The sequence below is a fragment of the Alsobacter metallidurans genome (assembly GCF_014636935.1).
GTDB classification, from domain to species: Bacteria; Pseudomonadota; Alphaproteobacteria; order Rhizobiales; family Beijerinckiaceae; genus Alsobacter; species Alsobacter metallidurans.
In genome coordinates, this window is the sequence record NZ_BMES01000003.1 from 404,962 (window position 1) to 425,907 (window position 20,946).

Consider the following 20,946-nt stretch of genomic DNA (forward strand, 5'->3'; position numbering starts at 1 on the left):
GTTCAGAGCCTAACCAGCACGTAGCCTTTCTGCTGCAGGTCCACCACCTCGGCGACTCCCGCCGGCACCAAGTCGCTGGCGGTCGCCCCATACAGGTCTTCAACCGGATAATTTCGCCCGACCAGCGTGTTGCGGCAGATCACGAAGCGGATGCCCGCGCGCCGGAGCCTGTCCACCATGCCGGAAAGTTTGCTGTTGCTGGCTGCGTCGTAGAGCAGGCTCGCGCCGTCGCCCTGCAGGATCGCCACCATGTCGAGCTTGTCCCTGCCCACGGCGTTGACGTGGTTGAGCATGGATTGCAGCCGCGCCGCATGGTCCCGGCCAAACCAGCCGCCGCCCTGGGTGATGTGGTAGACGACTTTCTGGCGCGCATAGGGCTCGTGAATGGCGCGCGGCACCACCGCCGGGTCCGAAAAGAATTGCGGAGCGACGCTCGGCGCAGACGCGAGCGCCAGCAGCCCCGCAAGCGCGGCTGAGCGGATGATGATCGAGCGGTTCATGCGGCGCCTCCCGGCTATAACTCGTTCTCCATAAGCCTCTGCGCTTGATATTTGCTAAACGCGGTGAGCCGGCCTTTCGCTTGCCAAGCAACACGGCGAAACTTAAACAGCGCATCGACTTTTGTTCCTCGCAGCGGGGCCGATCATGAGCAGCCACAACATTCTCCTTCTGCCGGGCGACGGCATCGGCCCCGAGGTGATGGCCGAGGTGAAAAAGGTCCTGAACTGGCTGGGCTCACAGGGCGCGGCCAAGTTCGAGACAGAGACCGATCTGGTCGGCGGCGCCGCGTATGACGCACACAAACTTGCGATCACGGATGCCGCCACGGCGCGCGCCACGCAGGCGGACGCCGTGCTGTTCGGCGCCGTGGGCGGACCCAAGTGGGACGACGTTCCCTACGAGGCGCGACCCGAGGCAGGCCTGCTGCGCCTGCGCAAGGATCTGGCTCTGTTCGCCAACCTTCGTCCCGCCATCTGCTACCCGGCGCTGGCGGACGCTTCCTCGCTGAAGCGCGAACTCGTCGAGGGGCTCGACATCGTCATCGTGCGCGAGCTCACCGGGGGTGTGTATTTCGGCGAGCCGAAGGAAATCGTGACGCTCGAGAACGGCCAGAAGCGGGCCGTGGACACGCAGGTCTACACCACGTCCGAGATCGAGCGCATCGGCCGGGTCGCGTTCGAGCTGGCGCGCAAGCGCCGCAACAAGGTGACGTCGTCCGAGAAGCGCAACGTCATGAAGTCCGGCGTGCTCTGGAACCAGGTCGTCACCGCCCTGCACAAGGCCGAATACGCCGACGTGCAGCTCGAGCACCAGCTCGCCGACTCGTTGGCCATGCAGCTCGTCCGCAACCCCAAGCAGTTCGACGTGATCGTTACCGACAACCTGTTCGGCGACATCCTGTCCGACATCGCCGCCATGCTGACCGGCTCGCTCGGCATGCTGCCCTCCGCCTCGCTGGGCGCCGAAGACCCGGCCACGGGCAAGCGCAAGGCGCTTTACGAGCCCGTCCACGGCTCGGCCCCCGATATCGCCGGCAAGGGCATGGCCAACCCCATCGCGATGATGGGCTCGCTCGCGATGGCGCTGCGCTACTCCTTCGGCCTGCTGGAAGCCGCCGACATGGTTGAGAGCGCCATTTCCAACGTGCTGGCGAGCGGCCTGCGCACCGGCGACATCGCCGCCAAGGGGCAGAACGCCGTCTCAACCGGCGAGATGGGCGACGCCATCCTGAAGGAAATGCAGCGCCTCGCCGGCTAAGCGCAGCGCGAAGCCCCACCCTCCCCTCGGGGGAGGTCGCCGCGAAGTGGCGGGGTGGGGTGCAGCCGGGCAAGGCGTGCGATCAACCGGACCGGAGAACGATCCCAGCCGCACATAAGGGTCAAACGGCGAGCGACTGCGCCAATAAAAAACCCCGCCAAGGGCGGGGTTTTCCAGTCGAGAGCGGACGAGCTCACAGCCAGGGCTGGCTGGCCGTCTTGGTTTTCTCATAGGTGTCGATGGCGGCGGCCTTTTCCATCGTAAGCCCGATGTCGTCGAGGCCGTTCAGCAGGCAGTGCTTGCGGAAGGGGTCGATGTCGAACTTCACCACTCCGCCGTCCGGCCCGCGGATTTCCTGCGAGGCGAGGTCGACCGTCAGGGTCGCGTTCGCGCCGCGCTTGGCGTCGTCGAACAGCTTGTCGAGGTCTTCCTGGCTGACCGTAATCGGCAGGATGCCGTTCTTGAAGCAATTGTTGTAGAAAATGTCCGCGAAGCTGGTCGAGATCACGCAGCGGATGCCGAAGTCCAACAGCGCCCATGGGGCATGCTCGCGCGACGAGCCACAGCCGAAGTTGTCGCCCGCCACCAGGATCTGCGCCTTGCGGTAGGCCGGCTGGTTCAACACGAAATCCGGGTTCTCCGAACCGTCCTCCTTCAGCTTCATCTCGGCGAAGAGGCCCGCGCCGAGACCCGTGCGCTTGATGGTCTTCAGGTACTGCTTCGGGATGATCATGTCGGTGTCGACATTCATGATCTCGAGCGGGGCGGCGACGCCGGTGAGCGTGGTGAAGGGCTGCATGGTCGAGGTCTCTCGCGAGCGTGGGCGCGGTGTCAGCGGGTTCTAGACCAATTGCCGCCGGAGAGGAAACCGGATTCTAGGCCCGCGCTTCACTCCGCGGCCGCCTCGATCCCGTACATGTCGTCGTCGCTCAGCCCGAAATGGTGCCCGATCTCGTGCACCAGCACGTGCGTGACGAGGTGCCCCAGCTTTTCGTCGTGCTCGGCCCAATAGTCGAGCAGCGGCCGGCGATAGAGCCAGACCATGTTGGGGAACTGCCCCGTCTGCAGCGTCGCGCCCGCCTGCGCCAGGCCGACGCCGCGGAAAAGCCCGAGCAGGTCGAACTCTGTTTCGCACTGCATCTCGGCCAGAGTTTCCTCGTCCGGGAAGTCGTCGACCTTGATGACGACGCCCTCGCAAAGCGCCCTGAACTCCGGAGGGAGGCGCGCGAAGGCCTCGGCGGCGAGCTTTTCGATGTCGGCGAGCGTTGGGGCCGCAAGGGTGGACCAGTCGGGCGATGGGGTGGACGTCATGAAGGATCTCGCGGCGGGTTCAGCCGCAGATGGCTCTTGCGGGCCGTTCCGTCAACGCCCGAACGCGCCCGTCAGGTCGCCCAGCAGGTAAAGCACGAACAGGAGCGCCAGCGCGCGGGCGATGCGCTTGCCCCAGACCTCCACGCGATCCTCCGCCGGCGCGTCGGCGGCGCCGAAATGGCGGGCCGCCCGCGCCATCGCGGAACTCAGCACCGTACCGCTCTCGGATTGCGCCCGGTCGAGAATGTCCTGCGATTCCCGGCGCCGTTCCTCGTCCGTGCGTCTGTGCTCACTCTCCAATTTTCGACCCCGTTCCGCGCCAAAAAGCGCCCAAACCGACGTTCACGAATCTAAACGGCGGCTGAACGGCCCATTGCGACTTCGTTCAGCCTCAAGTTGCAATCCTGCGTTCATGCCGAGGGGCACGGCTCACCTGAGAGGAACCCTTATCATGTTTTCACCCCGCTCACTCGCGATCCAGGCTCTGGCGGCCGGCGCCCTGACGCTCGGCGGCCTCGCGGGCGCCCAGGCCGCGCCGCTGCCGCCGGTCGCGGCCGCGCCCGTCCAGCATGACGGTTTGACCACCACGGTCCAGTGGGGCCCAGGCTACGGCTACTACGGCCCGCGGCGGCACTACTGGGGCGGCGGCCCGCGCTACCGGCCCTACTATGCCCGCCCCTATTGGGGCGGCCCGCGCTGCCGCGTCGTCCGCCGCTGGGACCCCTACTGGGGCGGCTGGCGCACCACCCGCCGGTGCTGGTGACCGCGTCGGCCTGAAACAAGAAAGCCCGGGCTCACGCCCGGGCTTTTCGCATGCAGCTGTTTCGAGAGCGCGTCAGCGCCACTCGCGGATGTCGACGAAATGGCCCGCGATGGCGGCGGCGGCCGCCATGATGGGCGACACCAGATGGGTGCGGCCCTTGAACCCCTGCCGGCCCTCGAAGTTGCGGTTGGACGTCGAGGCGCAACGCTCGCCCGGCGCCAGCTTGTCGGCGTTCATGGCGAGGCACATGGAGCAGCCTGGCTCGCGCCAGTCGAAGCCCGCGGCCTTGAAGATCTTGTCCAGGCCTTCTTCCTCGGCCTGCATCTTCACCAGTCCGGATCCCGGAACGATCATGGCGCTGACGCTGGACGCGACGGTGCGGCCCTCGACGATCTTCGCGACGGCGCGCAGATCCTCGATGCGGCCGTTTGTGCACGAGCCGATGAACACCCGGTCGAGCCGGATGTCCTGCATGCGCTCGCCGCCCTTCAGGCCCATATAGTCCAGCGCGCGCGCGATGGCGGCCTTCTTCTGCTCGGATGGGGCGTCATCCGGCCGCGGCACCGTGCCGGTGATCGACACGACGTCCTCCGGGCTCGTCCCCCAGGTGACGATCGGCGGCAGGCTGGCGGCGTCGAGCCGGATCTCGCGGTCGAAATGAGCGCCCTCGTCGGTGACGAGCGTGCGCCAGTAGTCGACCGCCATGTCCCACGCCATGCCCTTGGGGGCCTTGGGCTTGTCCTTCAGATACGCGAAGGTCTTCTCGTCGGGGGCGATCAGGCCCGCGCGAGCGCCGCCCTCGATGGTCATGTTGCAGACCGTCATGCGGCCTTCCATGGACAGCGAGCGGATCGCCTCGCCGGCATATTCGATGACGCTGCCGGTGCCGCCGGCCGTGCCGATCTCGCCGATGATGGCCAGGATGATGTCCTTGGCGGTGACGCCGGGCGGCAATTGGCCGTCCACGGTCACGCGCATGTTCTTGGCCTTTTTCTGGATCAGCGTCTGCGTGGCGAGCACGTGCTCGACCTCGCTGGTGCCGATGCCATGGGCCAAGGCCCCGAAGGCGCCGTGCGTCGAGGTGTGGCTGTCGCCGCACACGATGGTGGTGCCCGGCAGCGTGAAGCCCTGCTCCGGGCCGATGATGTGGACGATGCCCTGGCGCTGGTCGAGCTCGTCGTAGTACTCGATGCCGAAGTCTCGGGCGTTCTCGGCCAGCGTCTGCACCTGGATGCGCGACTCGGGATCGTCGATCCCGTGCCGGCGATCGGAGGTCGGGACGTTGTGGTCCACCACGGCCAGCGTTTTCTGCGGAGCGCGGACCTTGCGGCCGGTGACGCGCAGCCCTTCGAAGGCCTGCGGGCTCGTGACTTCGTGCACGAGGTGGCGGTCGATATAGAGCAGGCAGGTTCCGTCGGGCTGCTGGTTGACGACATGGTCGTCCCAGATCTTGTCGTACAAGGTGCGCGCGGCCATGGCTCTGCCTTCTGCGATAACGGTTTCGTGCGCCTCATTTACCGAAGCCGCGCCCCAAAGGGAAGCCGCCGCGTTGGGGCCGGCGACCCGGGCTTAAGCCCTTTTTCAGTTCGCCGGGGTAGCGTCCGCGTCGACCGGATCGGGGACCTCATGCGGATCGCGCTCACCACCTGCACCTTCGCGCCGAACCTCGAAGGCGGCGGCGCGATTGCGGCCACCGCCCTGGCGCGGGAGCTGGCCCGGCGCGGACACGACGTCCACGTGATCACGCTGCCGCTGCCCGACGGCATGCGCGAGCTCGACGAGCCCGGCCTCACGGTGCACCGCATCGCCCCGCACGGACCCGTGGCCCCCGGCGCGCCGTTTCCGAGCGCACTCAAGAAGCTGGAATTCCACCTGCGCGACAGTTTCGACCCCGGCGTGATGGCGCGCGTCGGCGCGTTGCTCGACGTCATCAAGCCCGACGTGGTCAATTCGCACGCCATTCCGGGACTTTCCGGATCGCTGTGGCTGGCGGCCGAACGGCGCGGCATCCCGGTGGTGCATTACATTCACGAGCTGTGGGCGATTTGCGCCAATGCGGGAATGTTTCGCAACAACGCCGGCAATTGCAGGTCACGCTGCTGGGAGTGCCGGGTCATCACCGCGCCGCGCCGCCTCCTGTCGCGCCGTGTCGACACCCTGATCGCGCTCAGCGCCTTCGGGCTTACCAAGATGGTGGGAGCAGGGCGCTTTACAAAAAGCCATCTGGCCGTGCTTCCAAACGCTTTCGAGAACGTGCATTTCACCCCGCGGCCGCGTCCGCCCGGCGAAGGGCTCCGGCTCGGCTTCCTGGGGCGCATCGTGCCCAACAAGGGCCTCGACGTCTTGGCGCGCGCGCTCGTGGCCGCGGACCTGCCGCAATGGCGGCTGCTCGTGGCCGGTAGCGGCGACCCGGCCTATGTCGACGAGGTTCTCGGCATGCTGCCGCCCGGGCGCGTGGAGCGGCTCGGCTGGATTGACCCCGGCGAGCTGTTCCGCCGGATTGACCTGCTCGTGGTGCCGTCCGTCTGGCAGGAGCCGATGGGTCGCATTCTCTATGAGGCGGCCATGCACGGCGTTCCGGTTCTGGCGTCCCGCGTCGGCGGAATGCCCGAGATCGTCGTCGAGGGCGCGACTGGCTGGACGGTCCCGGGCGGCGACAGCGCCGCCCTGGCCGAGCAGCTTAGGCGGCTCGCGACGCATCCCGAGCAGCTTGACCTGCCGCATGGCGCTTACCGCAGCGTGGTCGATCGCGTCCGCCCCGAAAACCTCATCCCCGCCTATGAGCGGGTGTTCGAGGCGGCGGCTGACCGCGGCCGGGAGCGGCGCCGGGCAGCCGCCCGATGACCCGCTTTCTGATCTCCATCTGCAACTCGGCCGTCAACGTCCTCCTGCTGCTGGCCTTTACCCGGCTGATGCCGCCCGCCTGGTTCGGCGAACTCGGCTATGCGCGCGGCGTCGCCATGGTGGCCTACACGTTGCTGTTCGACTGGTTGCGCCTGAGCGTGATGCGCTACTGGGCCCGCGACGGCGAGGGCCAGTACCGGCGGCGCGACGCCATTCGGGCGTTGGTGGGCTTCGCCATCGCGAGCGTCGCGCCGATAACCGGGCTGGCGGTGGCGTTCGGGGCGGACAAGGTGGGGGCCGCCATGGTGGTCGCCATCGGGGCCAATGTGGCGCTGCAGGGCTACAACGAGGTCCGCATCGCGATGGCCCGCGCCGAGTGCGACGATCGCGGGCTCGCGATGCTGATGCTGCCGCGCGCGGGGTTGAGCCTTGTGCTCGCCATCGCGGCGGCCCTTTGGGGCGGTGGACCGCTCGGCGTAGTCATCATGCTGGCCGTGGCGCAATGCGCCGGCCTGGCCTATCTGGCCCTTTCGGGGCGCAACACCAACGTCAGCCTCGGCCGGCCGGATCTCGCCGAGCTCGGGCTGTTCTTTCGCTTCGGCGGCGCGATCGTGCTGTCCACGGGCGCCGCCTCGGCCACCGCGCTGGCGCTCGCGACGCTCACGATCACGCATCGCGGCCCGGCCGAGTACGGCGCCTTTGTGCTCGTGCAGGACCTGATCTCGCGTGCAGCCGGCGTGATGGGCCTTGCGCTCGAGATGGCGCTCCTTCCGGGGGCGCTCGCGGCGCTCTCGGTTGGCGGGCTCGCGGCCGCCCGGGCGGTGTTGTCGCGCAACGCCGGGCTCACGGTTGCGATTTTGGCTCCGCTGCTGCTCGGCTTCTGGCTTGTGGCGCCGCGCTTCGCCGCCGTCGCGCTCGGCGCGGAGTACCGGGACGGCTTCGTGGCTTTGTCATCCTGGGTGGCGTTGCAATGCGCCTTCACGGCGGGTCAGCAATTCGTCCTGAACCAGCCGCTCTTCGTGGCCGAACGCACCACGCCGGCGCTGCTGTGCGTGCTGGCGGGCTCGGCCGTGTCGCTGGCGCTGGGGTTCTGGCTGATCCCGTCCTATGGCGCGCTCGGCAACGCCTGGAGCCAGCTCGGCGGCGCCGGCGCGACCTTCGCCCTGCAGGCGATCGTGGTCGGCGCAGTGCTGCCCGCGTTTCCGCCCCGTCGCGCGATCGCATCCGTCGCGTTCTCCTGCGCGGCGATGACGGCCGCGCTGCTGCCTGTGCGAATGAGCGAAGCCATGCCCGGATTTGCGGGACTCGCGCTGGTCGTGCTGGCCGGCGCGGCCGTTTACGCGGTGGTTCTCTGGCTGCTCGACTTCGAGGGCGTCCGCACAGCAAAAAGCCTGCGCGCGATGGCTCGCACGCAGGCTCAAAACTCCTAGACCGGCCGCGCTCTTGCGACCGACGTAGCGTCTTAGACGGCGGCCTTCGGGGCCTTGTTCTTCGGCGCGTCCTTGCGCTCGGCGATACGGGCCGACTTGCCGCGACGATCGCGCAGGTAATACAGCTTGGCGCGGCGCACCTTGCCGGTGCGGACCACCTTGATGGACTCGATCAGCGGCGAGTAAACCGGGAACACGCGCTCCACGCCCTCGCCGTAGCTGATCTTGCGAACCGTGAAGCTCTCCTGGATGCCGCCGCCGTTGCGGGCGATGCACACGCCCTCATAGGCCTGCACGCGGCTGCGCTCGCCTTCGACGACCTTGACGTTCACCTGCACGGTGTCGCCGGGACGGAAGTCCGGGATGGCGCGGACGGAAGCGAGGCGGTCAGCCTGCTCCTTCTCGATCTGCTGGATGATATCCATGTGTCTTACTCCTGCCGGAAGAGGCCTTCGGTTGATCCGTGGCCAAGCGTTCGGCGCCGCTGTTTTCAGTTGGACGCGGGTCCATACACGAGCGGGCGAGCTTTGTCGAGCCGTCTGCCGCTAGCGCAGCAGGTCCGGCCGCCGCTCGCGCGTGATCCGCTCGGACTCGGCGCGGCGCCATTTGGCGACGCGGCCATGGTCGCCCGACAGCAGCACGTCCGGAATGGAGCGGCCTTCCCACTCGCGCGGCCGCGTGTAGTGCGGATATTCGAGCAGCCCGCCCTCGAAGCTCTCGTCCTCGCCGGACGCGTCCTTGCCCATGACGCCGGGCAGCAGGCGGACACAAGCGTCCATGGTCACGAGGGCCGCGATCTCGCCGCCCGACAGGACGTAGTCGCCGATCGAAACTTCCTCCAGCCGGCGGCCCTCGATCACGCGCTCGTCCACGCCCTCGAAGCGCCCGCACACGATGATGGCGCCAGGTCCCGCCGCGAGCTCGCGCACGCGGGACTGATTGAGCGGTCGCCCGCGTGGGCTCATCAACAGGCGCGGCCGCGCGTCACCCTCGGGCGCTACCGCGTCGATGGCGGCCGCCAGCACGTCGGCGCGGATCACCATGCCGGCCCCGCCGCCCGCCGGCGTATCATCCACCGCGCGGTGCCGGCCGAGGCCGTGGGTGCGGATATCGTAGGCGTCGAGCGACCACGCCCCGCGCTTCAGGGCGTCGCCCGCGAGCGACAGCCCGAGCGGCCCGGGAAACATGTCCGGGAACAGCGTCAGAACGGTCGCGGACCAAGCCATTTCAAAGCGTCGCCAGGGTGGCCGGATCGACGTTGCCGCCGCACAGAAGCACGCCGACGCGTTCGCCCGGCCGCGGCTGGTAGGCGCCGCTGAGCAGGGCTGCGAGCGCGGCTGCGCCGCCCGGCTCGGACGCGATGCGGTAATCCGCCCACAGGCGCTTCTGCGCGTCCCGGATCGCCGAGTCCTGCACGAGCGCGACATGGTCGATCGCCGCACGCGCGATCGCGAAAGGCAGCGCGCCGACGCGCCGGGCGCCCAGCGAATCCGCCGCCACCGATTCCACCGGCACGTCCACGGGCTCGCCGGCCTCCAGCGCCGCATGGAGACACCGTGAGCCCTCCGGCTCCACGGCCACGACCTTGACGCGGCCGCCCCAGAATCCCGCCATGCCGGCCGCCAGCCCACCGCCGCCGACAGCAACCAGCACGGTCTCGATTGGCGCGAGGCCGAGCCGGGCCTGATCCTCTTCCCACTCCAACGCCACCGTGCCCTGGCCCTCCAGGGTCCCGACCGCGTCGTAGGGGTGGATCTTCAGGGCGCCGCTCTCGGCCGCGAAGCGGTCGCAGGCCTCCTGCGCGTCCGCATAGCGCGCGCCGCCCACCACCACCTCGGCGCCCTGCGCCCGGATGGCGGCGATCTTCACTGGAGACGAGATCTCGGGCACGAAGATGCGCGCCTCGTAGCCGAGCCGCCGGGCCGCCAGCGCGGTCGCGATGCCGTGGTTGCCGCCGGACGCCGCCGTGACGCCCGCGGGAGGCACCACGCCGCCCAGCAGGGTGTTAAAGGCGCCGCGCGTCTTGAACGAACCTGCGTGTTGCAACAGCTCGAGCTTGAACGTGACGTGCGCGCCCGCGAAGGGATCGGCCGCCATGAGGGGCGTCCGCCGAACATGCGGGGCGATCCGCGCGTGAGCGGCCTTGATGGTCTCGGGAGTGACCGGCAGGTCCATGGCTTCAGCCGCAATGCATCAGCGAGAAGCGGCCTTCCGGGCCGGGGCCGACCGGCTCGAACCGGCGCGTCTGCGGGTCGCGAATCAGCAGCCGCCCGGTGGTCACGCCGAAATAGGCGCCGTGGAGGGCGATTCGCTTTTTTTCCACCAGCGTGCGGATGCACGGGAAGGTGAGCAGGTTGGCGATGCTGTTTTCCACCGACGCCATGCCGAGCTTTTCGACATAGCTCTCGTCCGCCGGCGAGCCGGGGCCGACGGCCTCGTAAGCCGGCGCGATCAGCTTGATCCAGCGGCCGATGAAATCGCCCGGTGAAAGCGGGCGCGCATAGGGATCGGCCTCGCTCTCCGCAAACGCGCGGACGCCGCCGCACAAGGCATGGCCCATCACGACGATGTGCTCTACGCGCAGGCCCATCACGGCGAATTCCAGCGCCGCCGAAGTGCCGTGGTTGTGCTCGTCCCCGGGCTCATAGGGGGGCACCAGGTTGGCGACGTTGCGGACAACGAAGATCTCGCCCGGCCGGGCGTCGAAGATCACCTCGGGCGACACCCGCGAGTCGCAGCAGCCGATCAGCAGCACCCGGGGCTTCTGCCCCGCGGCGGCGAGTTCCTCGAAGCGCTCGCGCTCGCGCGGCAGGCGGTTCTCGCAAAAAGCGCGGTAGCCCTCCAGCAGCTGCGGCGGAAACACGTTCAGATCGTCAGCAGGCAGATCGTCGGCGCGCTTGTCGTCGGTCATACGGCCTCCTCGGGGGGTTCTTCCTCGCCTGATGTCTCGAGCGGCGGCTCGGCGATCAGCCGTCCTCCGGCGATGTCCACGTGAGGGACAACCGCCTTGGTGAAAGGAAGCATGATCGGCCGTCCGCCGGAAGCGGGCTCGATTTCCAGGATGTCGCCGGCTCCGAAGTCCAGCACGGCCAGAACGGTGCCGATCGCTTCGCCGTTCCTGGCCTCGACCCGCAGGCCGATCAGGTCGGCCTGGTAGAATTCGTCCTCGTCCTCAACGGGCGGCAGCAGGTCGCGCGGCGCATAGAGGCGTGTGTTGGTGAGGACCGCAGCCTTGTCGCGGTCGGCGACGCCTTCCAGGCGCACCACCAGCATGTCGTCTTTCACGAGCCGGGCGGACAGGATTTTGAATGCACGCGCGCCCGCCTCGTCGGTAAGCGGCTTGTAGTCGGCGATCGCGAGCGGGTCTTCCGTATAGGACTTCAACCGCATCTCGCCGCGCACGCCGTGCGGGGCTCCAAGCACGCCCAGGAGAATGAGATCGCGGGTCACGCTGGTACTCCGGGTTCTGTTCTTCGCCCCGGGACAGGGAGAAGGCGGCCGAGCGAAGCGGGGTGGCATGAGGGGAGCGGTCAAACTGGAGCGCTGCCCGGCCACCCTCACCCCGGCCCTCTCCCCATGCTGGGGAGAGGGAGAACGCGTGAGCCTTACTCCGCCGCCGCAGCGGCCGCGGCGGCGCGCTCCTGGGCCTTCTTCTTCGGCTTGGACTTCTCGGGGTTGTTGCGGGCTTCGCGCTTCAGGAGGCCGGCGGCGTCCAGGAAGCGGGCGACGCGGTCCGTGGGCTGCGCGCCCTTGGTCAGCCAGTCCTTGGCCTTCTCGGCGTCGAACTTCACGCGCTCGGCCGAATCCTTCGGCTTCATCGGGTCGAAGGTGCCGAGCTTCTCGATGAAGCGGCCGTCGCGCGGGTAGCGGCTGTCGGCGACGACGATGGAGTAGTGGGGACGCTTCTTGGCGCCGCCGCGGGCGAGCCGGATCTTGAGAGACATCGTTTTTTCCTCAGTTGTCCCGTCTGGTGTGGATGAAAGGGGAGCGCAGACTGCCGACGGGATGTTGGCTGCCGCGCGCCGAACTCACTTCTTCTTCCCCCCGAAGGGGTTGAACCCGCCGCCCAAGCCCGGAAGCCCGGGAATCTTTCCGCCGCCGAGCCCGGGCAGGCCCGGACCCTTGGGACCGCCGGTCAGCCCCGCAGGAGGCGCGGACGGCAGGCCGCCACCCATGCCGGGCGGCATGCTTCCGGGCGGGAGCTTGTCCTTGAGTTGCGCCAGCATCTCGGGCGTGACCTGCGGCATGCCGCCGCCCATCCCGAACATGTTGGCGAGGCCCGCCATGGGCCCGCGCTTTCCGCCCTGGCCCATCATCTTCATCATGTCGGCCATCTGGCGATGCTGCTTCAGGAGGCGGTTGACCTCCTCCACCTTCGCGCCCGAGCCGGCCGCGATGCGCTTCTTGCGCGACGCCTTCAGGACGTCCGGGTTGCGGCGCTCACCCGGCGTCATCGAGTTGATGATCGCGATCTGCCGGCCGATCACCTTGCCGTCCATGTTGGCGCTGGCGATCTGGTCCTTCATCTTGGCGATGCCCGGGATCATGCCCACGAGGCCGCCCATGCCGCCGAGCTTCTCGACCTGGCTGAGCTGCTCGCGCATGTCGTCTAGGTCGAACTTGCCCTTGCGCATCTTGTCGGCGATGCGAAGCGCCTTCTCCTGATCGATCGTCTGCGCCGCCTTCTCGACCAGCGAGACGATGTCGCCCATGCCGAGGATGCGGTTGGCGATGCGCGCCGGGTGGAACTCGTCCAGCGCGTCCATCTTCTCGCCGACGCCGACGAGCTTGATCGGCTTGCCGGTGACGGCCCGCATGGAGAGCGCCGCGCCGCCGCGGCCGTCGCCATCCACGCGCGTCAGCACAATGCCGGTGACGCCGAGGCGCCCGTCAAAGGCGCGGGCGGTGTTCACCGCGTCCTGACCCGTGAGCGCGTCCGCGACCAGCAGCACTTCATGCGGGTTGGTGAGCGCCTTCACCTCCGCGACCTCGGCCATCAGGGCCTCGTCCAGGGTGGTGCGGCCGGCGGTGTCGAGCATCACCACGTCGAAGCCGCCGAGCCGGGCTGACTCCATCGCCCGCCGGGCGATCTGCACGGCCGACTGTCCGGCCACGATCGGCAGCACCTCGACGCCGACCTGCTTGCCCAACACCGCGAGCTGCTCCATGGCGGCCGGGCGGCGGGTGTCCAGCGAGGCGAGCAGCACCTTCTTGCGCTCGCGGTCGGTCAGGCGCTTGGCGATCTTGGCCGTCGAGGTCGTTTTGCCCGAGCCCTGCAGGCCCACCATCAGGATCGCGACAGGCGGCACGGCCTCGAGGTTGATCGGATCGGCCTCGGAGCCCAGCGTGTCGACCAGCGTGTCATGGACGATCTTGACGACCATCTGGCCGGGCGTGACCGACTTCACGACCTCCGCGCCCACCGCGCGGGCGCGCACCTTGTCGGTAAACGAGCGTACGACTTCGAGCGCGACGTCGGCCTCGATCAGGGCGCGACGCACCTCGCGCAAGGCGGCGTTGACGTCCTCCTCCGTCAACGCGCCACGGCGCGTCAACTTGTCGAGAATGCCAGAGAGCTTGTCGGACAGCCCTTCGAACATCAAACACCACCTGATTGCGTGATCCACCTAGGGGCCGATCAAGCGCATGAATGCGGCGACCTCACGTCCTGAAACCGGCGGCGGGCGATGGATAACCCACAAAGCCAAGCGCGCCCGAGGGCGCATCGCGCTGTCGGACGGTGACCTCCGGGCTCCGGGCCCAGGCGGCGGCTCAAGACGAAAACCGTCGTTGATCGGCGGGCAATAGGCGAAACGACGCGCGGAGTCAATAAAACGGCCGCCGCCGAACCCGGCTCAGCCGGCGCGGGCCGGAAGAATGGGCGCGTTGGCGCCGAGTTCGGCCAGCCCCTCCGCGAGGAGCCGGTCGGAAGCCTCCTCGATGCGCGCCTGCAGGACGGCGGCGAATTCCTCGCGCGGCATGTCGGGCGGCAGCGGCGGCAGGATCTCCACCAGAATGGTGCCCTGCCGGTGCTGGAGGCTGCGCCGCGGCCAGAACAGGCCGGAATTCAGCGCGATCGGCAGGCAGGGCACGCCCAGCCTCTCATAGATGTGCGAGATGCCGTGCCGATAGTTCGGCGGCGCCCCCGCGGCCCGGCGGGTCCCCTCCGGAAACAGGAGGATCTGCCGGCCCTTGTCGTGCCGGATCTCGTCGCGGGCCTTGTCGTTGAGCTGCCGCAGCACGGCCGGGCCGCCACGGCGATCCACCGGCAACATGCGCGACTTCAGGGCGTATTGGCCAAACAGCGGGATCCAGGTGAGCTCGCGCTTAAGAATAAAGCATGGGTCGTCGAACAGGCCGATGAGCGCGAAGGTTTCCCAGATCGACTGGTGCTTGGAGGCGACCAGCAGCGGGCCGGGCGGGATGTTCTCGCGGCCGCGAACCTCGAGGCCGATGCCGCCGATGACGCGGCAGATCCAGACGAAATAGCGTCCCCAGCTGCGGATATAGGCCATCAAGGCCCGCCGAGGCAGAAAGAACGTCGGCAGCGCCAGCAGCATATAGGCCACCAGGCTGATGTAGAGCACGACGTTGAGGGCAAGGGAGCGAAGCGTCATGGCGGGGTCCGGACGATCCGTCAGGGACGGCCGTCCTGCTTAGTGGTTTTTCACCCCGAGGGAAACGGCGCGCCGAGCACGAAAGCGTTCTAGCGTCGCGCCGCCAGCGTGGCTTCCCGGCGCGGCGGAGAAGACGCCATGGCACTGTCGGGCACGCCCAGCCCGATGCGCGCCATCGCGGCGACGAACTTCACGTATTCGACCGCCAGCAGTCGCACGATGCCCGGCTCGCGCCACCAGCCGTCCAGATCGAGTTTGTCCGCCACCACCGGATGCGGCAGAAACTCGCCTTCCGGCATCGCGTGAGAGAGTTCGGCCAGCGTGCGCGGCATGTGGTAGGTGGACGTCACCACGAGAAGGCGGCGGAAGCCGTGCTGGCGGGCCCAGTTGCGGGTCTGCTCGGCGTTGCCGATGGTGTTCAGCGCCTGATAGTCGAGATCGACGCAGCAATCGAAGAAAGATTTGAGGTCAGGGCGCTGCTTGCCGACGCTGTCGCGCGTCGTCCTGGCGTTCACGCCCGTGATCAGCAGCCGCTCGCCCTTGCCGCGAGAGAGGAGCTCCATCGCGTCCGCGATGCGCTCCGCCCCGCCCGTGAGCGCCACGATGCCCTCGACCTTGGCGGTGGGCGGCGGCTCCGTGCGGGCAAGACTCTGGACGAACAGGAAGAACCCCGCCGCGAGCCCGACGGCCGCCAGCAGGCACGCCGTCACGGTCAGGTTTCGCGCGAGCCTCAGCATCTTGATCCAGTTTGGTCGCCCATCCGCGTCATGATTTCGTATTCATGATCACAGAAGGTTAACGATAATGAACCCGCCTATCCGGCGGGCCGGCCATGCGGTCAGGAGAGCTCCTGGAGCGTCCGCCTCACCGTGAGGCGCGACACCACCGCGGTCACCACCGCCACCAGTAGGGCGATCGCCACCACGGCGAGGAAACCGCGCCATCCCAGGGCGAAACGGCCGAACAGCGCTTCGAGTTGCGTGCCCTCGGGAGTCGCCGTCCAGGCGGCCGCCGTCCACCCAGCCGCCAGGTAGAACCCCAGCGCGGCGGCGCCGCCGATCAGGCCGCCCCGCAGGCCGAGCCGCAGGAAGTGGCGCTGGAATTCCACCGCGATATAGGAATCGCTCGCGCCGACGAAGTGCAGCACCTCCACGATCCCGCGATTGCCGTCCATGGCGCCGCGCGTCGCGAACGCCACCGCGAGCCCGGTCGCCGACAGCACCAGCGCGAGGATGCCAAGCCCGAGCAGCACGAAGGTGTTCGCCATGGTGGCGAGGCGCTCCATCCAGACCCGGTGGTCGTCGAGGCTCGCGCCCTTCACGTCGTTGGCGAGCGTTTGCCGCAGCGTGGCGAAATCGACGCGCGCATCCGGGGCGATTTTCAGCACGACGAGGCGCGGCACCGGCAGCTCGTCGAAGTTCAACCCGACCCCGAGCCACGGCTCCAGCAGCCGCTCCGACTCCTGCTTGGAGTAGATCCGCACCTCCGCGACGCCGGGAGCGGCGCGAGCGGCTGCGGCCGCCTTCGCGACCTCGTCCTCGATGGCCCGGCCAGGCCCGGGCCGCACCTGGATGGTGACTTCGCGCGACACCTGGCTGCGCCAGTCCGCCGAAGCGTCCGACAGGAGCTGCGCCGCGCCGGCCGTCAACCCGGCCAGGAACGTCATGATGGCGATCACGGTCACGAGCGCCCGGCCCGCGATGGAGGCGGCCGGCACCAGCGGCTGGTTGCGCCCGAGCGGCCGCTCACGCTTCTCGCCGGCGGCCTCAGGCTCCCACTCCAGGCCCGGCGGCGCGTGCGGGGAAGGGTCCTTCATGTCGACATCAGTCATAGATGTGCAGCCGTCCGTCGCCCAGCACCAGGCGGCGCGCCTGGTCGAACTGGTCCATGAGGGCGAGATCGTGGGTCGCGATCACGATCGCGGTGCCCGTCTTGTTGAGCTCGACGAAGAGCCGCAGGAGGCGCCGCGCCAGGGAAGGATCGACGTTGCCGGTCGGTTCGTCGGCCAGCAGCAGGTCCGGCCGCACGATCAGGGCGCGCGCGATGGCGGCGCGCTGCTTCTCGCCGCCCGAGAGCACCGGCGGCAACACGTGCATGCGCTCGCCCAGGCCCACCCAGCGCAGCAGCTCGACCACCTCACCGCGATAGCTCGCCTCGTCGCGACCCTGCACGCGCAACGGCAGCGCGACGTTCTCGTAGGTGGTGAGGTGATCCAGAAGGCGGAAATCCTGGAACACCACTCCCATGCGCCGGCGCAGGCCCGTCAGCATGTCCTTGTCGAGCGTGTTCACGTCCTGCCCGAACAGATGGATCAAGCCCCGGGTGGGACGCAGCGCCAGCAGGATCAGCCGCAGCAGGGTCGTCTTGCCGGCGCCAGACGGCCCGGTGAGGAACTGAAACGACTGCGGCTCGATCGAGAAGGTGATGTCGCGCAACACCTCCGAGCCCATCCCGTACCGCAAACCGACATTCTCGAAGCGGACCACGCTTGCACACGCCCCTGTGGATGACTGGCCGGCGAAAGGAGCCGCCCAGGCGGTCTTTACCATTCATTAAGGCTGCAGGACGACCAATGAACGGCGAGGCAGGAGAAGCCCTCCGCAACCACTGTGCCTGATTCGCGATGCTGATCGTTTGTCCGTCCTGCGCAAGCTCCTATTCGCTGACCCCCGAACAACTCGGGGCAGGGCGGAGCCTGCGTTGCGCCAAGTGCCGGCATACCTGGCACGCGACCCCTGCCGATTCGCTCGACGAGCCCGTCGACGCCGTGATGACCAAAGCGGCCGATACCGATCGCGCCCGCGATGCGGCGGTCGAGGCGGACGCGGCCCACGCCGAGATGGTCGAGCCCCTGATCCCGGCGGAGCAGCAGGCCACGAAATCCCTGAAACCGTCCGGAAAGCCGAAGCATCGGGCGGCGAAGAAGCCCCGCAAGCCGTTCAAGGTCTCGGCAGGTCTGGCCGCCGCCGCCATGCTGGTCGTCGTGCTGGCCGCCGGGTTGGGGCTGCGCGCCAAGATCGTGAAAATCCTGCCCCAGACGGCCGGCCTCTACGCGGCGGTCGGGCTGCCCGTGAATCTGCGCGGGCTTGAATTTTCCGCCCTCCGGTCCGAGTTGCTGGTCGACAAGGACAAGGCCGTCCTGCTCGTGGAGGGCGAGATCACGGGCGTCGCCGCCCAGACGACCGAAATTCCCAAGGTGACCGTGAGCTTGCGTGGCCCGGAGGGACGCGAGATTTACGCCTGGACGTCCGAAGTCGGGCGCGCCGCCCTAGCCAAGGGCGAGAGCACGACCTTCCGGGCGCGCCTGGCGTCCCCGCCCGGTGAGGGACGTGACGTCGTCGTGCGTTTCGCCGAAACTGCTCCGCAAGCGCCGACGCATTGACGGGGGCGCCCCGCGCGAGCCGCCTTGGCTGAGCGCCCCTCCAGACAGGATGAGAGACGATGTTCGAGAACCGGCGGGTCCGCGTATTGTTTGACGAGGCGGCCATCGCGGTCCGGAACGAGGAGATCGCCCGCGACATCGCGGCGCGCCAGCCCAAGGACCTGCTCGTCATCGCGATCCTGAAAGGCAGCTTCATGTTCGCCGCCGACCTCATGCGGGCGCTGCATCGCGTCGGCCTGACACCGCAGGTGGAGTTCATGCACCTGTCGAGCTACCGGGCCGCGACCGTGTCGTCTGGTCAGGTCTCGATCCTGCGCGACGTCGAGAGCGAGGTGAAGGACCGGGACGTGGTGCTGGTGGACGACATCCTCGAATCAGGCCGCACGCTCGCGTTCGCCAAGGATCTGCTCGCCGCCCGCGGCGCTCGCGTGATGACCTGCTGCCTTCTCGAGAAGCCCGGCAAGCGAGCCGTGTCGATCAATCCCGATTTCGTCGGCTTCAGCTGCCCCGACCTCTTCGTGGTCGGCTACGGGATGGATGTCGCCCATTCGTTTCGCGAACTCCCGTTTATTGGCGTCGTCGAGCGCGACGACGCCGTCCAGACCTGACCGGCCGGCGACAGCCCGGCGCACGCACCAGGAAGCAAGAAGGAAGGATCGATGGCGCGCATCCTCATCGCCGATGACGAGGAGCCCTTGCGGGGCTTCATTGCCCGCGGCCTCCAGCTCGATGGCCACCTCGTGGACGCCGCCGCGGATGGGGCCGAGGCGCTTGACATGCTTCTGCTCGAGGGGGCGGCCTACGACCTGCTCCTGACCGACATCCGCATGCCCATGATGGACGGCATCGCGCTGGCGCTGGCGGCCGCGAAAGCGCGCCCCGACATGCCGATCCTGCTGATGACCGGCTACGCCGACCAGCGCGAGCGGGCGCGCAACCTCGAGGCGCTGATCAAGGAGGTGCTGCCGAAGCCGTTCTCGCTGGCGCATCTGCGCGACGTGGTGCGCGAAACGCTCGACAGTCAGTTCAGCAGCACGATGGATGCGTTCAGCGCCGACGCGAAGACGACCCAGCACGCATAAGGAACCAGGATCCAGCCGGCAGGCGGGTCCAGTCGCCGAAACAGCACGATGGTGGCCAGGATAGCGATTTCGAGCGCGATCACGACCACGAGGCCGAGCTTCGGATTGTGCATGCCGAAAAACGCCACCGACCAGAATGCATTCAGGGCCATCTGGATCAGCCAGACCGCGATGGCCCGGGTTCGACCGGGCGTCCCGGCGTCGAGACGCAGGATGCGCCAGAACGCATACGCGATGGTGAGATAGAGCAACCCCCAGACCGGGCCGAAGATCCAGTTGGGCGGATTGAACGACGGCTTGTTCAGCCCCGCATACCATGTCGGGATGTTGGGCATTGTCGCCAAGTTGCCGACCCCGCCCGCAAGCGCGACGAGGCCGATCGCCAATAGCGCCGCGAGTCCGGCGTTCATCGGCTTGCGGGACCGGTTCTCCGCCCCGCGCGACTGCACATCACTGGTCATTGCATCCTCCACCAACAAGGTTGCGTGATCGCGACGGAAAGCAAGGGGCCGACGCCGAACCGCTGGGTTGCGGGGCTTGTGGCCGGCCGCCCTCTCTGGTTGAGTTCGCGCCTTCTTGTAAGGACGCCCCATGTCGAGCAACAAAAGCCCCCGCTGGTCGAAGCGCACTCTTTCCGCCCAGGCGATGGGGCATACGGACCCGGTGACAAATGCGGTGGTTTCGCCGATCCATGTCGCCACCACCTATCTGCGTGATCCAGACAACCAGTACTCCACCGGCTATGTCTATGGCCGCCCGGACAATGCCACGGTGCGCGAAGCCGAGGGCGTGATCGCGATGTGGGAGGAGGCCGACGCCGCCCTGGTGTTTTCGTCCGGCATGTCGGCCGCCACGGCGGTGTTTCTCGCGCTTGCGCCTGGCGACCATGTGGTGGCCCCGACCGTGATGTACTGGGCGCTTCGCAACTGGCTCCTCACCGACGCCAAGCACTGGGGACTGGTGATCGATTTCGTCGACACCAGCGACGTCGACGCGGTGCGCAACGCCGTGCAGCCGAACCGCACCAAGCTCGTCTGGCTGGAAACACCCTCCAACCCGCTCTGGTCGATCAGCGACATCGCCGCAATCGCGAAAATCGCGCATGCGGCCGGCGCCAAGGTGGCGGTCGACTCCACCGTCGCGACGCCGGTGTTCACGCGTCCGCTGACGCTGGGCGCCGACATCGTCATGCACGCCGCCACCAAGTCGCTGAATGGCCATTCGGACGTGATCGCGGGCGCGCTCGCGACAGCCAAGCAGGACGCGCTCTGGGCGCGCATCGTCGCCAACCGGCGTAATCTGGGCGCCATCCTGGGGCCGTTCGAGGCGTTTCTGCTGATCCGCGGCATGCGCACGCTCGACCTGCGCGTGCGCGCCGCAGCCGCCAACGCGGCCGACCTCGCGCAGCGCTTCTCCAACCACGCCCACGTGTCGGCCGTGCTCTATCCTGGCCTGAAGACGCATCCGGGACACGACATCGCGGCCCGGCAGATGCAGGGTGGTTTCGGCGGCATGCTGTCGATCCGCGTGCGAGGCGGTGAAGCGAGCGCGGTCGCGACCGCTGCCGGGGTGGGCCTTTGGAAGCGGGCGACCTCCCTGGGTGGAGTGGAGAGCCTGATCGAGCATCGCGCCTCCATTGAAGGCGCGGGATCGCCCTGCCCGCCCGACCTGCTGCGGCTGTCCGCCGGCATCGAGGATGTCGAGGATCTTTTTGCGGATCTCGACCAGGCCCTGCGCCGGGCGCATGGCTAAAGGGGGC

At 68.3% G+C, this 20,946-nt stretch carries 25 protein-coding genes; 8 read left to right on the forward strand and 17 right to left on the reverse strand.

Annotated elements, in window-relative coordinates; translation table 11 throughout:
- Positions 1-2 precede the first annotated feature (2 nt).
- Positions 3-500 (reverse strand): DsrE family protein, encoded by a 498-nt coding sequence (locus IEV99_RS22790; protein ID WP_188520133.1) that lies wholly within the window; start codon positions 498-500, stop codon positions 3-5.
- Positions 501-645: 145 nt separating this feature from the next.
- On the opposite strand from IEV99_RS22790, the gene leuB reads away from it, so the two are divergent.
- A complete protein-coding gene (gene leuB / locus IEV99_RS22795) occupies positions 646-1,758 on the forward strand; it encodes a 3-isopropylmalate dehydrogenase (RefSeq protein WP_188520134.1) in 1,113 nt (370 codons plus the stop codon).
- Positions 1,759-1,951: 193 nt separating this feature from the next.
- Here the strand turns inward: leuB and leuD are convergent, their stop codons facing one another.
- The 3 genes from leuD to IEV99_RS22810 form a co-directional block, all read right to left on the reverse strand.
- On the reverse strand, positions 1,952-2,557 hold the full coding sequence (gene leuD / locus IEV99_RS22800) for a 3-isopropylmalate dehydratase small subunit (protein ID WP_188520135.1): 606 nt from the start codon (positions 2,555-2,557) through the stop codon (positions 1,952-1,954).
- Positions 2,558-2,646: 89 nt separating this feature from the next.
- Positions 2,647-3,069 (reverse strand): metallopeptidase family protein, encoded by a 423-nt coding sequence (locus tag IEV99_RS22805; protein WP_188520136.1) that lies wholly within the window; start codon positions 3,067-3,069, stop codon positions 2,647-2,649.
- Positions 3,070-3,120: 51 nt separating this feature from the next.
- Positions 3,121-3,282 carry a hypothetical protein gene (locus tag IEV99_RS22810; RefSeq protein ID WP_244644024.1) on the reverse strand — a complete coding sequence of 54 codons (162 nt, stop codon included), beginning with the start codon at positions 3,280-3,282 and terminating at the stop codon, positions 3,121-3,123.
- A gap of 238 nt (positions 3,283-3,520) precedes the next feature.
- On the opposite strand from IEV99_RS22810, the gene IEV99_RS22815 reads away from it, so the two are divergent.
- Complete coding sequence (locus IEV99_RS22815; RefSeq protein WP_188520138.1) at positions 3,521-3,832, forward strand: hypothetical protein; 312 nt, start codon at positions 3,521-3,523, stop codon at positions 3,830-3,832.
- 72 nt (positions 3,833-3,904) lie between these two features.
- On the opposite strand, the gene leuC is transcribed toward IEV99_RS22815, so the two are convergent.
- Positions 3,905-5,308 carry a 3-isopropylmalate dehydratase large subunit gene (gene leuC / locus IEV99_RS22820; RefSeq protein WP_188520139.1) on the reverse strand — a complete coding sequence of 468 codons (1,404 nt, stop codon included), beginning with the start codon at positions 5,306-5,308 and terminating at the stop codon, positions 3,905-3,907.
- Positions 5,309-5,458: 150 nt separating this feature from the next.
- On the opposite strand from leuC, the gene IEV99_RS22825 reads away from it, so the two are divergent.
- Positions 5,459-6,676, forward strand: a complete 1,218-nt coding sequence (locus tag IEV99_RS22825; RefSeq protein WP_188520140.1) for a glycosyltransferase family 4 protein — start codon at positions 5,459-5,461, stop codon at positions 6,674-6,676.
- Positions 6,673-8,106 carry a polysaccharide biosynthesis C-terminal domain-containing protein gene (locus IEV99_RS22830; RefSeq protein ID WP_188520141.1) on the forward strand — a complete coding sequence of 478 codons (1,434 nt, stop codon included), beginning with the start codon at positions 6,673-6,675 and terminating at the stop codon, positions 8,104-8,106. The genes IEV99_RS22825 and IEV99_RS22830 overlap by 4 nt, the downstream gene beginning before the upstream one ends.
- Before the next feature lie 32 nt (positions 8,107-8,138).
- Here the strand turns inward: IEV99_RS22830 and rplS are convergent, their stop codons facing one another.
- The 11 genes from rplS to ftsE form a co-directional block, all read right to left on the reverse strand.
- Positions 8,139-8,531 carry a 50S ribosomal protein L19 gene (gene rplS / locus IEV99_RS22835; RefSeq protein ID WP_188520142.1) on the reverse strand — a complete coding sequence of 131 codons (393 nt, stop codon included), beginning with the start codon at positions 8,529-8,531 and terminating at the stop codon, positions 8,139-8,141.
- Positions 8,532-8,651: 120 nt separating this feature from the next.
- The gene (trmD, locus tag IEV99_RS22840) at positions 8,652-9,332 is read right to left on the reverse strand and encodes a tRNA (guanosine(37)-N1)-methyltransferase TrmD (RefSeq protein ID WP_188520143.1); all 681 of its coding nucleotides are present in this window, start codon (positions 9,330-9,332) and stop codon (positions 8,652-8,654) included.
- Between the two features lies 1 nt (position 9,333).
- Positions 9,334-10,281: a threonine/serine dehydratase gene (locus tag IEV99_RS22845; protein ID WP_188520144.1), complete on the reverse strand. Its 948-nt coding sequence runs from the start codon at positions 10,279-10,281 to the stop codon at positions 9,334-9,336.
- A 4-nt stretch (positions 10,282-10,285) separates the two neighbouring features.
- Positions 10,286-11,017 (reverse strand): carbonic anhydrase, encoded by a 732-nt coding sequence (locus IEV99_RS22850; RefSeq protein ID WP_188520145.1) that lies wholly within the window; start codon positions 11,015-11,017, stop codon positions 10,286-10,288.
- A complete protein-coding gene (rimM, locus tag IEV99_RS22855) occupies positions 11,014-11,556 on the reverse strand; it encodes a ribosome maturation factor RimM (protein WP_244644025.1) in 543 nt (180 codons plus the stop codon). The genes IEV99_RS22850 and rimM overlap by 4 nt, the downstream gene beginning before the upstream one ends.
- A gap of 155 nt (positions 11,557-11,711) precedes the next feature.
- Positions 11,712-12,050, reverse strand: coding sequence for a 30S ribosomal protein S16 (rpsP, locus tag IEV99_RS22860; RefSeq protein ID WP_188520146.1), 339 nt, complete (start codon positions 12,048-12,050; stop codon positions 11,712-11,714).
- 84 nt (positions 12,051-12,134) lie between these two features.
- Complete coding sequence (gene ffh, locus IEV99_RS22865; RefSeq protein ID WP_188520147.1) at positions 12,135-13,706, reverse strand: signal recognition particle protein; 1,572 nt, start codon at positions 13,704-13,706, stop codon at positions 12,135-12,137.
- A gap of 255 nt (positions 13,707-13,961) precedes the next feature.
- Positions 13,962-14,723: a lysophospholipid acyltransferase family protein gene (locus tag IEV99_RS22870; RefSeq protein WP_188520148.1), complete on the reverse strand. Its 762-nt coding sequence runs from the start codon at positions 14,721-14,723 to the stop codon at positions 13,962-13,964.
- Between the two features lie 89 nt (positions 14,724-14,812).
- On the reverse strand, positions 14,813-15,460 hold the full coding sequence (locus IEV99_RS22875) for a YdcF family protein (protein WP_188520149.1): 648 nt from the start codon (positions 15,458-15,460) through the stop codon (positions 14,813-14,815).
- A 101-nt stretch (positions 15,461-15,561) separates the two neighbouring features.
- On the reverse strand, positions 15,562-16,539 hold the full coding sequence (locus IEV99_RS22880) for a cell division protein FtsX (RefSeq protein ID WP_244644026.1): 978 nt from the start codon (positions 16,537-16,539) through the stop codon (positions 15,562-15,564).
- Between the two features lie 7 nt (positions 16,540-16,546).
- Positions 16,547-17,209 (reverse strand): cell division ATP-binding protein FtsE, encoded by a 663-nt coding sequence (gene ftsE, locus IEV99_RS22885; protein WP_280514689.1) that lies wholly within the window; start codon positions 17,207-17,209, stop codon positions 16,547-16,549.
- A gap of 137 nt (positions 17,210-17,346) precedes the next feature.
- Here ftsE and IEV99_RS22890 point away from each other — a divergent pair, with 137 nt between their 5' ends.
- The 3 genes from IEV99_RS22890 to IEV99_RS22900 are packed head-to-tail and all read left to right on the forward strand — an operon-like array spanning position 17,347 to position 19,187.
- Positions 17,347-18,105 (forward strand): zinc-ribbon domain-containing protein, encoded by a 759-nt coding sequence (locus tag IEV99_RS22890; protein ID WP_188520151.1) that lies wholly within the window; start codon positions 17,347-17,349, stop codon positions 18,103-18,105.
- A 59-nt stretch (positions 18,106-18,164) separates the two neighbouring features.
- Positions 18,165-18,713: a hypoxanthine phosphoribosyltransferase gene (gene hpt, locus IEV99_RS22895; RefSeq protein ID WP_188520152.1), complete on the forward strand. Its 549-nt coding sequence runs from the start codon at positions 18,165-18,167 to the stop codon at positions 18,711-18,713.
- 51 nt (positions 18,714-18,764) lie between these two features.
- Complete coding sequence (locus IEV99_RS22900) at positions 18,765-19,187, forward strand: response regulator (RefSeq protein WP_188520153.1); 423 nt, start codon at positions 18,765-18,767, stop codon at positions 19,185-19,187.
- Here IEV99_RS22900 and IEV99_RS22905 read toward each other — a convergent pair.
- Positions 19,127-19,648: a TspO/MBR family protein gene (locus IEV99_RS22905; protein WP_244644027.1), complete on the reverse strand. Its 522-nt coding sequence runs from the start codon at positions 19,646-19,648 to the stop codon at positions 19,127-19,129. The two genes, IEV99_RS22900 and IEV99_RS22905, sit on opposite strands and share 61 nt — an antisense overlap.
- Before the next feature lie 130 nt (positions 19,649-19,778).
- On the opposite strand from IEV99_RS22905, the gene IEV99_RS22910 reads away from it, so the two are divergent.
- A complete protein-coding gene (locus IEV99_RS22910; protein ID WP_188520154.1) occupies positions 19,779-20,939 on the forward strand; it encodes a trans-sulfuration enzyme family protein in 1,161 nt (386 codons plus the stop codon).
- Positions 20,940-20,946 lie beyond the last annotated feature (7 nt).

Excerpts from the sequence above, each read along its gene's own strand:
- IEV99_RS22790 (WP_188520133.1), bottom strand. The coding sequence starts at position 500 with ATGAACCGCTCGATCATCATCCGCTCAGCCGCGCTTGCGGGGCTGCTG.
- leuB (WP_188520134.1), top strand. The coding sequence starts at position 646 with ATGAGCAGCCACAACATTCTCCTTCTGCCGGGCGACGGCATCGGCCCC.
- leuD (WP_188520135.1), bottom strand. The coding sequence starts at position 2,557 with ATGCAGCCCTTCACCACGCTCACCGGCGTCGCCGCCCCGCTCGAGATC.
- IEV99_RS22805 (WP_188520136.1), bottom strand. The coding sequence starts at position 3,069 with ATGACGTCCACCCCATCGCCCGACTGGTCCACCCTTGCGGCCCCAACG.
- IEV99_RS22815 (WP_188520138.1), top strand. The coding sequence starts at position 3,521 with ATGTTTTCACCCCGCTCACTCGCGATCCAGGCTCTGGCGGCCGGCGCC.
- leuC (WP_188520139.1), bottom strand. The coding sequence starts at position 5,308 with ATGGCCGCGCGCACCTTGTACGACAAGATCTGGGACGACCATGTCGTC.
- IEV99_RS22825 (WP_188520140.1), top strand. The coding sequence starts at position 5,459 with ATGCGGATCGCGCTCACCACCTGCACCTTCGCGCCGAACCTCGAAGGC.
- IEV99_RS22830 (WP_188520141.1), top strand. The coding sequence starts at position 6,673 with ATGACCCGCTTTCTGATCTCCATCTGCAACTCGGCCGTCAACGTCCTC.
- rplS (WP_188520142.1), bottom strand. The coding sequence starts at position 8,531 with ATGGATATCATCCAGCAGATCGAGAAGGAGCAGGCTGACCGCCTCGCT.
- trmD (WP_188520143.1), bottom strand. The coding sequence starts at position 9,332 with ATGGCTTGGTCCGCGACCGTTCTGACGCTGTTCCCGGACATGTTTCCC.
- IEV99_RS22845 (WP_188520144.1), bottom strand. The coding sequence starts at position 10,281 with ATGGACCTGCCGGTCACTCCCGAGACCATCAAGGCCGCTCACGCGCGG.
- IEV99_RS22850 (WP_188520145.1), bottom strand. The coding sequence starts at position 11,017 with ATGACCGACGACAAGCGCGCCGACGATCTGCCTGCTGACGATCTGAAC.
- rpsP (WP_188520146.1), bottom strand. The coding sequence starts at position 12,050 with ATGTCTCTCAAGATCCGGCTCGCCCGCGGCGGCGCCAAGAAGCGTCCC.
- ffh (WP_188520147.1), bottom strand. The coding sequence starts at position 13,706 with ATGTTCGAAGGGCTGTCCGACAAGCTCTCTGGCATTCTCGACAAGTTG.
- IEV99_RS22870 (WP_188520148.1), bottom strand. The coding sequence starts at position 14,723 with ATGACGCTTCGCTCCCTTGCCCTCAACGTCGTGCTCTACATCAGCCTG.
- IEV99_RS22875 (WP_188520149.1), bottom strand. The coding sequence starts at position 15,460 with ATGCTGAGGCTCGCGCGAAACCTGACCGTGACGGCGTGCCTGCTGGCG.
- IEV99_RS22880 (WP_244644026.1), bottom strand. The coding sequence starts at position 16,539 with ATGAAGGACCCTTCCCCGCACGCGCCGCCGGGCCTGGAGTGGGAGCCT.
- IEV99_RS22890 (WP_188520151.1), top strand. The coding sequence starts at position 17,347 with ATGCTGATCGTTTGTCCGTCCTGCGCAAGCTCCTATTCGCTGACCCCC.
- hpt (WP_188520152.1), top strand. The coding sequence starts at position 18,165 with ATGTTCGAGAACCGGCGGGTCCGCGTATTGTTTGACGAGGCGGCCATC.
- IEV99_RS22900 (WP_188520153.1), top strand. The coding sequence starts at position 18,765 with ATGGCGCGCATCCTCATCGCCGATGACGAGGAGCCCTTGCGGGGCTTC.
- IEV99_RS22905 (WP_244644027.1), bottom strand. The coding sequence starts at position 19,648 with ATGACCAGTGATGTGCAGTCGCGCGGGGCGGAGAACCGGTCCCGCAAG.
- IEV99_RS22910 (WP_188520154.1), top strand. The coding sequence starts at position 19,779 with ATGTCGAGCAACAAAAGCCCCCGCTGGTCGAAGCGCACTCTTTCCGCC.